Genomic DNA, 12,270 nt, shown 5'->3' with positions numbered 1-12,270 from the left:
ATCTCCTGAAAACGATGGGACCCGGGCCTTCAGGCGCGCGGGATCGGCCGGCGCAGGCGCCGGCGGCATCGGGTTCAGGCTTGGGGAGGCTCGGTGGGCGGCCCTTGCGACAGGCTGTCGAAGGAGGCAGTGACGCCCCAGGTCGGCCCCTCGACGCCGGCGACGCGGCCCGGAAGTCCGACGGCGACCGGCAGCCCGGTGGCGACCTTCGCCAGGCAGAGCGCCATCAGGGGGCAACCCTTCGAGCAGTCGGGCATGCCCGGCCGCTCCTTGGGACAGCACGGCATCTCGTCCATGGCCATCCCGGCCATGTCGTCCATGGCCTCGTCGGGCATCGCCATGGCGTGACCTTGAACGGCCGTCGGCGCGCGCATGCCCGCGGCGGCCGCGGATGCGGTCACCGGCGCAAGGGCGAGGCTGAGGACCGCCAGGAGCGGGAGCAGCCTGCGAAGGGCGAGCCAGAAGGTCACCTTTGGACGATGCCACATCGTAGACCGGCGAGGAAGGGACTGGAGTACGGGACGCGCAGGACGTCTCGCGCTCGGACCTCCGAAGCCATGCACCCGACGGCTTCGGACACGCTAAATCGAGGGTCGGATCGTTCAGCACGGCACCCTGCCCGGACTTGGACCAAGCGGGTAAGCTTCGTGTCCGGTCCGCAGCTCAGGAGGACCCCGAGCAGCAGGATGCGGACCCGCCGTTCTCGCGCGCTTCCTGGATGGGCGGACAGGGCACGTCGCCGAAGGAGCAGAAGACGCAGCAGTCGCCCGCCTTCGGGCGCAGAAGCGTGCCGCAGCTGGTGCACTCGTAGAAGAATTGGCAGGCGTCGGTCGGCATCGTCTCCGTCGCTCGATGACCGCAGTGCGGGCAGGTCAGGGTGGACCGAAGCTGCATCGTCGGCCTCACCGCATCGCCTTGAGCACGACAGGCTCAAGGTATGGTTCCCACGCGAGCGCCAAACCGACCAGCGCCGTCCCAAGCCCGAGAAGGCCAGGGGTATGCCATGACGGCCCCGTGCGAGCACATGGTTCGGCCATGTCGCATGCCGTCGCCCGGTGACGGAAGAACAGCGCCCAACCCATGAGGAGGGCCAGGGCGGCCCCGCCGAGCAGGATCGGCCGGATGCTCGCCAACATGGCCAACCCTCCGAACACCGCCCCTGTCGCGCCGAGACCGGCAAGCGCCACCGGGAGGGCGCAGCAGGACGAAGCCGCCAGGGCACCCAGCCCGGCGACCGTGCCCAGCCCTGCGAACCAGTTTCCCGAGGAAACCGGCAGGCCGTCCCGCGGACCTGAGGCGGGTCGTGCGGAAGGCGTCATGGATGGTGTGTCGATCATCATCGTGCCACCCTGCATCCCGTAGCCACTACGGGATCAAGCGAAAAATGGCGAAGGGTTCGCGAGGTCTCTCCATTGGCCAGATCGCGGCGGCGGCCGGGATCAACCTGGAGACCGTCCGCTACTACGAGCGCATCGGGCTCATGCCGCCGCCCGCCCGCACGGAAGGCGGTCACAGGGCCTACGATCCTGCTCATGTCCGGCGCCTGGCGTTCATCCGTCAGGCCCGCGCATTGGGCTTCGGGATCGAGGACATCCGAACCCTGCTGGCGTTGGCCGCGCCCGGGCACCGGTCCTGTGGCGAGGTCCGGGACGTCGCCGCCGCCCACCTTTCCGAGGTCCGCGCCAAGCTCGCTCGTCTCGCGCGGCTTGAGCGCATCCTGAGCGACACCGTGGAGCGGTGCAGCGGCGCCCCGACGCCGGCCTGCCCGGTTCTCGACATGCTCGATGCACCGATGTGAAAGCCGGCCCCTCCGACACACAGCAGTGGAACGGGACCGCCGGTCGTCCTTGCCTTGGTCCCAAGAGGCCGGAAGCGGGTGGCGATGCGGGGTCACGCAGCCGCTCGTCCGTGGAACGACCGTCGACCTAGGCGGCGACCGGCGAGGATGCCGGGGCATCGAACCTGGGCATGAGGCGGACGTAGATGAGTTCCGCGAGGAGTTCGACCAGCGTCTGTGTGACGATGACGGCGGGCAGGAGTGGCACGGCACCCGGAACCGCAAACGCCAGTGGCAGAACCACAAGGGAGTTGCGGGTGGCCGCGCTGAAGGCGAGGGTGCGGACGGTGGGCGCATCAAGGCGGAATGCGCGCCCGACCGTCCAACCCAGAAGCGGTGCCGCCACGGCGAAGGCGACGTAGATCGGGACCACCCGGATGGCATCGTCGAGCGCGGGCCCGAGTTGGGGCAGGACGGACGCGATCACCACGAACAGGACGAGGGCCGTTGCGGGTACCGGCAGGAGTCCGAGGCCTGTGGACACCCGTTGCCCGGCTAGGCTGCGTCCGGCCCAATGCTGAACCGACGCGGCAAGCCCGAGAGGGACGGCGATCAGCCAGACGAACGCGTGCACGAATGGACCGACCTGGACGAACCTGGCGGCGTCCTCGCCGAGGAAGATGTTCAGGTAGACGGGCAGAAGGAGCATCTGCGCGATCAGGAGCGCCGGGGTGGACGCCAGCAGCACCTTGGCGTCCGCGTGACCGAGGTGTGCGAAGGTCACGACGTAGTCGATGCACGGCGTGAGCAGGACCATGAGCACCCCTAGCCGCAGCATGGGATCGGCAGGCACGAACCGGATCAGGCCGGCCACCAGGATCGGCAGCACGACGAAGTTCGCGACCAGGAGCGCCGCCAGGAAACGGACTCGCGTGAAGGCTTGCCCAAGTTCAGGCAGGGGCACCTGGAGGAAGGTGACGAAGAGCATTAGCGCCAGGGCTGGGTTGATGCCGACCTCCAGGGCCGTCGTTCCGGGCAGCGTCAGGGCGGTAAGAGCGGCGACGCCGATGGCCACGAAGTAGATCGCGATCTGGTGGCCTTCGAGGGTGTCGCGCAGGTTTGTCATGCTTCCTCGCAGACTATCTTGGGGGCTTGCTCGACCCGCTGGGGCCGGCCGGTGCATTTGGCGAACAGGTCGATGGCGCGGTCGCAGACCTCGCAATGCCCCTCGCAGCAATCGCGCATGAGGAAGGCGACAAGGTCGGACAGGGCCGGAAAGATCGCGCTGTAGATGATGGAGCGCCCCTCGCGGCGGCTCTCCACAAGACCGGCGTTCTCAAGGTGGCCGAGGTGGAACGAGATGCGCGGCGCGGAGGCCCCGGCGATCGCCTGAGTGATGGCGCCGGCCGCCATGCCCTTCGCCCCGGCCGTGACCAGGAGGCGGATGATGCGCAGGCGTGTCTCCTGCGCGATGGCTGCGAAGCCATCGAGCGCTTGCTTTTCTTTCACGACACTTAAACCGTTATGGAATCGTTTAAGCGTCAGTAGGCTCGGGATCCGTCGAAGGCAAGGATCGAATTGGGGACCGCGGCGGACGTCCGCGGCGGCCGTCGCTTTTCTATCCTCCGGGCCGAACACGCCAGAGGGACAGGGCAAGCGCGACGTTCGCAACGGCGAGCACGCTGAGCAGGGCGTAGGTGGCGTTCGCGCCCGCGTGGGTGAGGACAACGGCTCCGACGGAGGGCGCAAGCGCCTGCGCTACCAACCCTGGACGGGCGAGACGGCCGACGAGCGGGGCGTAGCGCTCGGGACCGAACAGGGCCATGGGCACCGTTCCCCGGGCGATCGAATAGATCCCGTTGCCAGCCCCGTAGAGGACCAGCGCCAGCCCGACCAAGGGTAGGCCGGCCGCCAGCATCGCGACCCCGATGGCTACCAGGATCATCGCCGCGGAGAGGGTCAAGAGAGGGTGATGCCGGCCCTTGCCAGCCATCTCGACGATGCGCGCCCCGACCTGTGCCGGCCCGATCAGGGCGCCGTAGGCGACGGCCGAGGTGAGTGCCACGCCACGGGCCTGGAGCAGGGTGATGAGGTGCACCGAGACCAACGCCATGACCGTGCCCCCAAGGGTCAGCACCCCCGCCATGAGGAGGAAGGCACGACGCTCTCGTCCCTCAAGCCGGATGGCAGGGATCACGCCTTCCGATCGCGAAACAATACGTACGGGCTGCTGGGGGATCACGAGAAGGACGAGGGGCAACGTGACCGCGAGATGAAGCCCGGCATAGGCGAGGCAGGTCCCGCGCCAGCCCACCTGCTCGATCAGGAAGGCGGAGAGTGGCCAGCATACCGTACTGGCGAAGCCGCCCCAGAGTGTCAGCGTCGTGATGGCGCTCCGTGCCTCGGAGCCGTAGAGGCGCCCGAGGGTGGCGAAGGCCGGATCGTAGAGTCCGGTGCCCATGCCCAGACCGATGAGAAGCCATCCCGCCAGGTAGGTCGGAAGGTTCGGAGCCAGGCCGAGGATGGCGAGGCCCGCGGCGAGGACCAGGGCCGCAAAGGCCAGGACGGGCCGGCCTCCATGCTCCCCGATGAAGGCTCCCACGCGCGGCGAGACCAAACCCGCGACGAGGAGGCCCAGGGACAGGCCACCGATGACCCACGCCAAGGGCCATCCCGTATCCTCCGACATCGGGGCGGCGAGCACCGACAGCAGGTAGAACGAGGAGCCCCAGGTCAGGATCTGGACGACCCCCAGGGCCGAGATCACGGGCCAGCGGCGCGTCGGAGCCATCGGTCCGCTACCCAGCCCCGAGCACGGGGAGCCAGAGCGCCAGGGCGGCGAGGGTGACGAGCAGCACCGGCGGCGTGATGACCAGACCCACCCGCATGTACTGGCCCCAGGTGATGTGCTGGCCTTTGGTGTCGAGGACGTGCAGCCAGAGCAGGGTCGCCAGGCTGCCGATTGGGGTGAACTTCGGGCCGAGATCGCAGCCGATGACGTTGGCGTAGACCATGAGCTCGCGCATCAGGGGCGAGAGATCCGGAGCCTGCTGGATGGAGAGCGCACCCACGAGCACGCTCGGCATGTTGTTCATGACCGAGGACAAGATGGCGGCGGCGAACCCGGTGCCGATGGTGGCAACGAACGCACCATGGCCCGAGAGCCAGACGAGCCCCTGCGCCAAGTAGTCGGTCAGGCCGACGTTCTTCAGGCCGTAGACCACGAGGTACATGCCGAGGCTGAACAGGACGATCTGCCAGGGGGCCCCCGTCAGGACCTTGCGGATGGGAATGACGCGGCTGCGGTTGGCCAGCGCCAGCAAGACCAGTGCTCCGGCGCAAGTGACCACCGAGACCGGCACGCCGAACGGTGCCGTCACGAAGTAGGCGACCAGCAGCAGCCCGAGGAGCGGGAAAGCCGCCCTGAAGACCAGCGGGTCTTTGATCGCGTGGCGGGGCGCTTCGAGCTCGGCCACGGGGTACGTGGCCGGAAGGTCGCGCCGGTAGAACAGCCACAGCACCACCAAGGTCGCGGTCAGCGAGACGAGGTTCACCGGCACCATCACCGCCGCGTATCGGCTGAAGGAGATGTCGAAGAAGTTCGCTGAGACGATGTTGACGAGGTTCGAGATGACCAGCGGCAGGCTGGTCGAGTCCGCCACGAACCCACAGGCGACGATGAAGGCCAGCGCCGCCGCCGGCTTGAAGTTCAGCCGGAGCAGGATGGCGAGCACGATGGGGGTGAGCAGGAGGGCCGCCCCGTCATTGGCGAACACCGCCGCGATGGCCGCGCCGAGCAGGATCACCAGCGGGAATAGCAAACGTCCCCGGCCGCCGCCCCAGCGGGCGATGTGTAGCGCCGCCCAATGAAAGAAGCCGGCCTCGTCGAGGAGCAGCGAGATGATGATGAGGGCGACGAAGGTGAAGGTGGCGTCCCAGACGATGTGCCAGACCACAGGGATGTCACCGGGGCTGATGACCCCTGTGGCGAGCGCCACGGCGGCCCCGATGAGGGCGCTCCACCCGATCCCGAACCCCTTGGGCTGCCAGATGACGAAGACGAGGGTGACCACGAAGATGGCAAGCGCAAGCATCGAGACCGTTTCTTGTTCTTGGAGGCTTGGAACGGCTCAGGCGGTGGCGACGCGGCGCCCGTGCGCGTCGACGACGCGCTCGCCGTCCTCCTTGACGAACTCGCCCTGCTGGGCCGGCAGGAGGTCGAGGACCTTCTCCGAGGGCCGGCACAGGGCGACGCCCTTCGGGCTCACCACCAGGGGGCGGTTCAGCAGGATCGGGTGCTCGGCGATGGCATCCAGTAGTTGGTCGTTCGTAAGTGTCGCGTCGTCCAGGGCGAGTTCGACAAAGGGTGTCCCCTTCTCGCGCAGGAGGTCACGGATCGAGACGCCGGCACGCTCGGCGAGCTGGCGAACCAGGATCCGGTTCGGCGGCGTCTTGAGGTACTCGACGACATGAGGCTCGATGCCGGCTCCGCGGATCATCGCCAGGGTGTTGCGGGACGTGCCGCAATCTGGGTTGTAGTAGATGACGACGTCCATCACGCGACCTCCGGGCGGGGTGAGGTGGCGCCAGCCTGCTGGCCGATCTCGCGCACCTGGGCGGACAGGGCGACCTGATCAAGGCTGGCAATGGGCAACGCGACGAAGGCGGCGATCCGGTTCTTAAGGTAGCGCTGTGCGGTGACGAAGGCCGTCTTGCGCTCCAGGTCGGTGCCCTCGACCGAGGCGGGGTCCTCGATGCCCCAGTGGGCTGTCACCGGCTGGCCGGGCCAGTACGGGCAGGCCTCGCCGGCGGCGTTGTCACAGACCGTGAAGACGAAATCCATGACCGGCGCGTCGGGGCGGGCGAACTCGTCCCACGACTTCGAGCGCAGCCCCTCGGTCGTGTACTCCGTCTCGCTAAGAACCTGAACGGCGAGCGGGTTCACATCTGCCTTGGGCTGGCTGCCGGCGGAGAAGGCCCGGAAGCGTCCCTGGCCCTCCTTGTTCAGCATGGCCTCCGCCAGGATCGAGCGAGCGGAGTTGCCGGTGCAGAGAAACAGGACGTTGTAGACGCGGTCAGGCATGGGTGGTGTCTCCGGTGGGCAGGCAGCAGGCGGCGAGCGCGGCCACGGCGGGGGCGCAGACCTCGGGGCGGCCCTGACAGCAATCGCGCATTAGGAACTGGATGAGCTCGGACAGGTCCGGGTAGGCGGCGCTGTAAATGATCGAGCGTCCCTCGCGCCGCGAGGTGACCAGCCCTGCATGGTTGAGCTCCTTTAGGTGGAACGACAGGTTAGTGCCCGAGACGCCGACCGCCTCGGCCAGTATGCCGGCCGCCATGCCTTCGAGACCGGCGGTCACGAGTTGGCGCACGATGCGCAGGCGGTGCTCCTGGCCCAGGGCCGCGAAGGCGGCCACGGCTTGCCGTTCGTCCATCATGATGTCAATATCTCAACCATCGTTGAAACGTAGAGGATTGAAGCGTCTTGGACAAGCCCCCACAGCCTTTCGCCGACGGATTGCCCAACCTCAGCGAGGGACACTTCGTGGTCCCAACGGCGACCGACCTGCAGGTGCAGACACCGTTCACACACGCCCCACGCTTCCTGATCCTGTACGGCTCGCTCCGGGAGCGGTCGTTCAGCCGCTTCTTGGCCTACGAGACCGCGCGCTTGCTGGAGGCGATGGGCGGCGAGGTGCGGATCTACGACGCGCACGGCCTGCCGCTGCCTGATGACGCGACCGTCGACCACCCCAAGGTCCAGGAGCTTCGCGATCTCTCGATCTGGTCGGAGGGCCATGTCTGGGTTAGTCCCGAGCGTCACGGCAACATGACCGGCGTGATGAAGAGCCAGATCGACTGGCTACCCCTGTCGGAGGGGTCGGTGCGCCCGACGCAGGGTCGGACCCTCGCGGTGATGCAGGTCTCGGGCGGCTCGCAATCGTTCAACGCGGTCAACGCCCTGCGCATCCTCGGGCGCTGGATGCGGATGATTACCATCCCCAACCAATCCTCGATGCCCATGGCCTACAAGGAGTTCGACGACGCCGGCCGGATGAAGCCCGGGCCGCTCTACGACCGGGTGGTCGACGTCTGCGAGGAGTTGATGAAGTTCACGCTGCTGACCCGCGAGCGGTCAGCCTACCTCGTCGACCGGTATTCAGAGCGCAAGGAACGAAAGCCCGAGCGCCTGAAGGATGTGGCGGTGGACATTGGGTTCGTGAAGCGCGCGCCGTGACGACGCGCGTGCCTTATCGATCCGGTTAAGCGTCGGTCTTGGTGTCAAGCCCATTTGCGTCGAAGGCTGTGTCTAGGTCGCGCCAAGACAACCGTAAGTGGGTTGGATAGCTAGCCGGTTCGACAGGCGCTGCCCCGTTGGATTCCTCACTCAACCTGCGGGACAACGACCGCCAGAAGTCTTAGATCTACGTCTGGCCCAGCACCGTGAAGAAGCGGCCGTTCCGTCCTCAGGTGGCGCAGAAGTACATGCACGTGCGCCTCGCCCCGATCCGGCGGTAGAACGGCACGGTCGAGCAGACCCCGCAGCCGCTGGTCACTCCCCTGGGGCTCGACAGGATCCTCGTCGACTTCCCCATGTGGGCAGCCGAGCAGGCCCGGAAGGCCGAGGGGCGGCACGAGCCGGACCTCTTCGACGCGGGCGAACCCCAGGATCAGGGCTGAAATTTCAGCCGCCAAAGGGTCCGCACATTGTGCGGGCCCTTTATCCTCCCAATGGCTTACCCCCTCTCGGGGAAGCATCCGGGCCGTAGGTATCATTTAGATGCACGCCGTCCGGGATCGCTAGGGCAGACTTTTCTTGCCCATGTTCGAGGGAGCCATCCGCGAGGGTGGCGCCCTCCTTCGTTTCAGATCTCCACCACGAGGTTGCCGTCGAACCGGGGGTTCTCCCTCTCGTCAGCCCACGTGCCGTCCCGCCGCCGGAACGAGGTGTCGTGCCCCCGGGGGTTGGCCAGGATCCGGGTCCGGCCGACGACGTAGCCCCGGCTGACATGGACGTGTCCATGGATCCAGAGATCGGGCGCGCCGGTCCCCTCCAGGATGGCCGACAGGTCGCTGGCATAGGCCGCGTCGATCGTCTCGCGGACCTCGCCGTGAAGGAGGCTGCCCGAGTGTGGGGCATGATGCGTCACGACGATCCTTGAGCCGTCCCACGGGGCTGACAGGGCTTCCTCAATGCGGGCGCGGTGCCGGGTGTGGAGCGCGGCCGCATCCTGCGGACGAAACGCGGCCGGGGTGCCGCGTGCGTCGCGGGTCTGGATCCGGCGATGATCCCTCATGCCGTCGCGCCGGTCCCCGCATGTGGCCATCGCCGCTGCGCGCGTTCCCTCGCCGCCGATGCGGTAGTCCGTCCACAGCGTCGCCCCGATCACCTGCAGACGCCCGACGTTCAGGACCTGGCCGAGGTCGAGGAGGCGGATCCCGGCTTCGATCGCGTTCCCACGAGCCCGCTCGATCTCGTCCGGCAGGCGGCATCCCCATAGATCATGGTTGCCCGGTACGTAGACGACGGCGTCGGCATGCGGAACGATGTGCTCTGCGAGCCAGGGCAGCGCCCTCCGGCAAAGCCCATTCGCGACGTCGCCGGCGACGATGGCGATGTCGACGCGCGGCCCCGGCGGCGGGACCCATGGGGCCGCATCCACGTGGAGGTCGGACAGGATCCAGACGCTCGTCATCACTCTCCCCCGACCACCTATGCGGCTCCGTCCGCCTCGAACCACACCCGCGCCGCCTTCGTGATGACCCGGTCCCCCACCCTGAAACCACACGTCTCGATGCGGTACCTGATCCGGACCGCGTCCCCGGTGCGGGACACCTCGCAGACCGAGCCGACCGCCCAAGCATGGACGTCCCGGCATCCCGTCCGCAGGCACCGCAATCGGCCCGCCTCCGACGCCCGGAACGCCACGCCCGAGAGGGCGATCGCCGGTACGTGGGCAACGACCCGGCCGGCCTCGCGGACGCTCCAGAGCCGGCGTGCGCGGTGCCAGTAGACGTCACTCATCTGTGGGCAAGCGCCCCTCGGCGTGGCGCGTGCAGAGGCATCGGAGCCAGCCGCCCTGGCGGATCCGGCCCGGGGCGCCGCAGTCTTCGCAGATGTGAGCCGACAGGTGCTCGACCGCGTCGATGACATCGTCGACGGCCGCGGATGTGTCGCCCTCGACGTACCAGCGCGCCGAGCCATACTTTTCCTTGGCGTCGCTCGTTCGGAAGTCTGACGGGATCCCGGCGTCCTTGACCGCCTGCGCGCCCGCTTCCCATAGCCAGGACCAGCCCGGCCCCGTAGCCGGCCCCGTCGGTCCGAAGACACGCCGGTACCGACGCGCTAGGCGCTCGCTCCAGTCCTTGGCGCACCTGGGCGCCCCGTCCGCCCAGCGGAAGGCGGTGGCCAGCGAGAGGATGTTGAGGAGGAGCGGGCCTGCCGGCGGCCCGATCCAGACGCCGCCGCCTGGAATCGTATCCCGCCTGCGCTCGCGGTGAAGGAGCGGGCCGTCCCATCGGACACGGGGCCCGTGGACGGTCGGCTCGATCGCCCTGACCGTGACGCTGTCGGCGCCGCAGTGATCTCGCAGCGCGCGCCCGGCGATCGTGAGGAATTCAGACGCGATCATCGCTCGTTCCTTCCTCAGTTCGGCCGCCGGCGAGCTTCGAGCTCCCGGCTTGCGACCACCGCCTCGACCATCCTCCTCAGCGGTCTCATGCTCCCCCCGACCCAGGGGATCATCCCCATCTCCTCGCCGTCGAGGTCAGGACACCAGGCGGTATCCAGCCCCCGGTCCCGCCGGATCTCCGCGAGGATCCCGGCCGCCACGACCGGAAGGTCCTCCGCCCGGGGGGCCGGCCATGTCAGGACTTGGCACCGGTCGAGCAGCGCCGTGGAGACGCCCCGGAGGGAGTTCGCCGTCAGGACGTAGGAGACTGCGCTGAGGTCCAGTGCCGTCTCGAAAGCCGGGTCGTGGATCGCCCGGGCGGTGGATCCCCGTTCGAGGAAGGGGAGGATCGTCTCGTCGAGCCTGCCCCACCGCCGGTCGTTGCCCGCCTTCTCGACCTCGTCGATGACGATGCCGTGGCTCGCCTTCCCATGGCGAAGGCAGCCCTGCGCTGGCGTCGACGGGCGCCACGACCCCCACTGACGAGATGTGCCCGCCCAGGCACCTCCGTCCATGGTCCCAGCAGCCCCAAAGACGGTGACGTCCAGCCCGGCCGTCTCGATCACCGCACGGGCGAAGGCCGTCTTCCCGCAGCCGGGAGGGCTGACGAGGATGCGCGGCCGCAGCGCGGCGTAGGGCGAGCCGACGAAGTCGCTGGCGAACACGTCGACGACTTCGTCGGCCCACGGGAACAGGCCCCGCAGCCGAGCGGCGAAGGCGGCCGGGTCCGGCGCCGGGGTGAGGGGCATGCCCTTCCCGGCCCAAGGCTCCGCGATCGCGCGCGGGGAGTCCCCCCGGTCCGAGACGGACTTCGAGGGCTGGGGCAGGTGGTCCATCGTCGGGAAGACCACGAGCGTCCGGCCGGGCGCCTCCTCCGCCTTGGCCTTCGCCTGCCCCAGGATGAGGTCGAGGTCCGCAAGGTCGGACGGCGGCGGCGCGATCATCCCGACGCCGCCCCTGAGGATGTCGTGCTCGTCCTCCACCATGCGGTCTGCCGTCTCGAAGGCCGTCATCGCCGCCAGCCAGAGGCCAGCCCGGACGTCGAAGGCCTCCAGGAACTGGTAGAGGGGTCCCTGCGCGAGCTCGGCGTTATCCCCGCGACCGTGCTCGGCCTCCTCTGCCCGGAACAGCGCGTGCCTAAGGTAGAGGAACGCCCTGTCGAGGCGCCCGGTCTGCACAGCGAGGTGTGCGGACGCGAGCGCCTGCGAGGCGATCCGGGCCGCCGACACGCGGCATCCGAGCTCCGCAAGGTGGAACGGGAGGACGTCGGCCGCAGCCTGGAGCTCGGGGCACGCCCCGCGGGGCAGGTCCCGGCGCAGCGCCTCCTTGTAGAGGATGCGCTCAAGCCTCGTGGTCGTCACGACGTTCGCGGCGACGATCGCCCGCTCGATGGCGCGGGCGCACGGCCGGCTGAGGCGATGGCGGAGCAGCGGCCTGAGAACGGAGCGGAGGTCGGTGACGACGCACCACGACTGCATCTCCCCGCCGGCGAGGCGCTGCACCCGGGGGAGCGGCACCTTCGTCTTGCGCGCTCCGGCGAGCTTCGAGGGGTCGAGCATGGCGGCGCGCACGGACGCAGCCGCGGCGGCGGAGAGCTTCTCGGACATTGGGGGGGCTCACAGGATCGAACGGAGGGCGCGCGCGAAGGGGCGCTGAGCTGGGCTCAGGCGGTGCGAGCTATCCGTTTCAAGATCGAGCGAGCGTTCACGGCGGGGATCCCAGGAGGTGAGAGGCCACCCTGCCCTGGCCAGACCGGGCGGGCAACCGGCTTCCGATGGGCGTTCCGAACAGGGTGTGGACAGCCCTAGTGAGGTCGCTCTA

General features: G+C 68.6%; 15 protein-coding genes. 2 read left to right on the top strand and 13 right to left on the bottom strand.

Annotation, left to right across the window (positions count from 1 at the left end):
- Window positions 1–74: 74 nt before the first annotated feature.
- From ASF18_RS21295 to ASF18_RS24000, 3 genes are all read right to left on the bottom strand, one after another.
- Entirely contained in the window at window positions 75–470 is a 396-nt protein-coding gene (locus ASF18_RS21295; protein WP_056355025.1) for a hypothetical protein, read from the bottom strand.
- Window positions 471–663: 193 nt separating this feature from the next.
- A complete protein-coding gene (locus tag ASF18_RS24950; protein WP_056355022.1) occupies window positions 664–894 on the bottom strand; it encodes a GDCCVxC domain-containing (seleno)protein in 231 nt (76 codons plus the stop codon).
- 8 nt (window positions 895–902) lie between these two features.
- Window positions 903–1,340: a mercury transporter MerT gene (locus ASF18_RS24000; protein ID WP_162239188.1), complete on the bottom strand. Its 438-nt coding sequence runs from the start codon at window positions 1,338–1,340 to the stop codon at window positions 903–905.
- Between the two features lie 44 nt (window positions 1,341–1,384).
- On the opposite strand from ASF18_RS24000, the gene ASF18_RS21280 reads away from it, so the two are divergent.
- On the top strand, window positions 1,385–1,798 hold the full coding sequence (locus ASF18_RS21280; RefSeq protein ID WP_056355016.1) for a helix-turn-helix domain-containing protein: 414 nt from the start codon (window positions 1,385–1,387) through the stop codon (window positions 1,796–1,798).
- 127 nt (window positions 1,799–1,925) lie between these two features.
- On the opposite strand, the gene ASF18_RS21275 is transcribed toward ASF18_RS21280, so the two are convergent.
- From ASF18_RS21275 to ASF18_RS21245, 7 genes are all read right to left on the bottom strand, one after another.
- Window positions 1,926–2,903: an arsenic resistance protein gene (locus ASF18_RS21275; RefSeq protein WP_056355013.1), complete on the bottom strand. Its 978-nt coding sequence runs from the start codon at window positions 2,901–2,903 to the stop codon at window positions 1,926–1,928.
- Window positions 2,900–3,286, bottom strand: coding sequence for a metalloregulator ArsR/SmtB family transcription factor (locus ASF18_RS21270; protein ID WP_056355010.1), 387 nt, complete (start codon window positions 3,284–3,286; stop codon window positions 2,900–2,902). Before ASF18_RS21270 ends, ASF18_RS21275 begins: the two co-directional genes overlap by 4 nt.
- A gap of 109 nt (window positions 3,287–3,395) precedes the next feature.
- Complete coding sequence (locus tag ASF18_RS21265) at window positions 3,396–4,568, bottom strand: MFS transporter (RefSeq protein WP_056355007.1); 1,173 nt, start codon at window positions 4,566–4,568, stop codon at window positions 3,396–3,398.
- Window positions 4,569–4,575: 7 nt separating this feature from the next.
- Window positions 4,576–5,871: an arsenic transporter gene (locus tag ASF18_RS21260; protein ID WP_056355004.1), complete on the bottom strand. Its 1,296-nt coding sequence runs from the start codon at window positions 5,869–5,871 to the stop codon at window positions 4,576–4,578.
- Between the two features lie 36 nt (window positions 5,872–5,907).
- On the bottom strand, window positions 5,908–6,333 hold the full coding sequence (gene arsC, locus ASF18_RS21255; RefSeq protein ID WP_056355001.1) for an arsenate reductase (glutaredoxin): 426 nt from the start codon (window positions 6,331–6,333) through the stop codon (window positions 5,908–5,910).
- Window positions 6,333–6,860 carry an arsenate reductase ArsC gene (locus ASF18_RS21250; protein ID WP_056354998.1) on the bottom strand — a complete coding sequence of 176 codons (528 nt, stop codon included), beginning with the start codon at window positions 6,858–6,860 and terminating at the stop codon, window positions 6,333–6,335. The genes arsC and ASF18_RS21250 overlap by 1 nt, the downstream gene beginning before the upstream one ends.
- Window positions 6,853–7,212, bottom strand: coding sequence for a metalloregulator ArsR/SmtB family transcription factor (locus ASF18_RS21245; RefSeq protein ID WP_056355295.1), 360 nt, complete (start codon window positions 7,210–7,212; stop codon window positions 6,853–6,855). Before ASF18_RS21245 ends, ASF18_RS21250 begins: the two co-directional genes overlap by 8 nt.
- Before the next feature lie 50 nt (window positions 7,213–7,262).
- Between ASF18_RS21245 and arsH the strand changes: the two genes are divergently transcribed.
- Window positions 7,263–8,015 carry an arsenical resistance protein ArsH gene (gene arsH, locus ASF18_RS21240; protein ID WP_056354995.1) on the top strand — a complete coding sequence of 251 codons (753 nt, stop codon included), beginning with the start codon at window positions 7,263–7,265 and terminating at the stop codon, window positions 8,013–8,015.
- Window positions 8,016–8,643: 628 nt separating this feature from the next.
- On the opposite strand, the gene ASF18_RS21235 is transcribed toward arsH, so the two are convergent.
- The 3 genes from ASF18_RS21235 to ASF18_RS21220 form a co-directional block, all read right to left on the bottom strand.
- Window positions 8,644–9,474: a metallophosphoesterase gene (locus ASF18_RS21235; protein ID WP_056354992.1), complete on the bottom strand. Its 831-nt coding sequence runs from the start codon at window positions 9,472–9,474 to the stop codon at window positions 8,644–8,646.
- A 321-nt stretch (window positions 9,475–9,795) separates the two neighbouring features.
- Window positions 9,796–10,410, bottom strand: coding sequence for a hypothetical protein (locus ASF18_RS21225; RefSeq protein WP_056354985.1), 615 nt, complete (start codon window positions 10,408–10,410; stop codon window positions 9,796–9,798).
- Between the two features lie 14 nt (window positions 10,411–10,424).
- Window positions 10,425–12,056 (bottom strand): AAA family ATPase, encoded by a 1,632-nt coding sequence (locus ASF18_RS21220; RefSeq protein WP_056354983.1) that lies wholly within the window; start codon window positions 12,054–12,056, stop codon window positions 10,425–10,427.
- Window positions 12,057–12,270 lie beyond the last annotated feature (214 nt).

This window comes from Methylobacterium sp. Leaf89, assembly GCF_001422215.1.
Classification (GTDB): domain Bacteria; phylum Pseudomonadota; class Alphaproteobacteria; order Rhizobiales; family Beijerinckiaceae; genus Methylobacterium.
Note: the sequence above shows the minus strand (reverse complement) of the source record. Positions and strands in the feature narration are given on the sequence as shown.

Coding starts and splice junctions, on each gene's coding strand:
- ASF18_RS24950 (WP_056355022.1), bottom strand. CDS start 894: ATGCAGCTTCGGTCCACCCTGACCTGCCCGCACTGCGGTCATCGAGCG.
- ASF18_RS24000 (WP_162239188.1), bottom strand. CDS start 1,340: ATGATGATCGACACACCATCCATGACGCCTTCCGCACGACCCGCCTCA.
- ASF18_RS21280 (WP_056355016.1), top strand. CDS start 1,385: ATGGCGAAGGGTTCGCGAGGTCTCTCCATTGGCCAGATCGCGGCGGCG.
- ASF18_RS21275 (WP_056355013.1), bottom strand. CDS start 2,903: ATGACAAACCTGCGCGACACCCTCGAAGGCCACCAGATCGCGATCTAC.
- ASF18_RS21265 (WP_056355007.1), bottom strand. CDS start 4,568: ATGGCTCCGACGCGCCGCTGGCCCGTGATCTCGGCCCTGGGGGTCGTC.
- ASF18_RS21260 (WP_056355004.1), bottom strand. CDS start 5,871: ATGCTTGCGCTTGCCATCTTCGTGGTCACCCTCGTCTTCGTCATCTGG.
- arsC (WP_056355001.1), bottom strand. CDS start 6,333: ATGGACGTCGTCATCTACTACAACCCAGATTGCGGCACGTCCCGCAAC.
- ASF18_RS21250 (WP_056354998.1), bottom strand. CDS start 6,860: ATGCCTGACCGCGTCTACAACGTCCTGTTTCTCTGCACCGGCAACTCC.
- ASF18_RS21245 (WP_056355295.1), bottom strand. CDS start 7,212: ATGGACGAACGGCAAGCCGTGGCCGCCTTCGCGGCCCTGGGCCAGGAG.
- ASF18_RS21235 (WP_056354992.1), bottom strand. CDS start 9,474: ATGACGAGCGTCTGGATCCTGTCCGACCTCCACGTGGATGCGGCCCCA.
- ASF18_RS21225 (WP_056354985.1), bottom strand. CDS start 10,410: ATGATCGCGTCTGAATTCCTCACGATCGCCGGGCGCGCGCTGCGAGAT.
- ASF18_RS21220 (WP_056354983.1), bottom strand. CDS start 12,056: ATGTCCGAGAAGCTCTCCGCCGCCGCGGCTGCGTCCGTGCGCGCCGCC.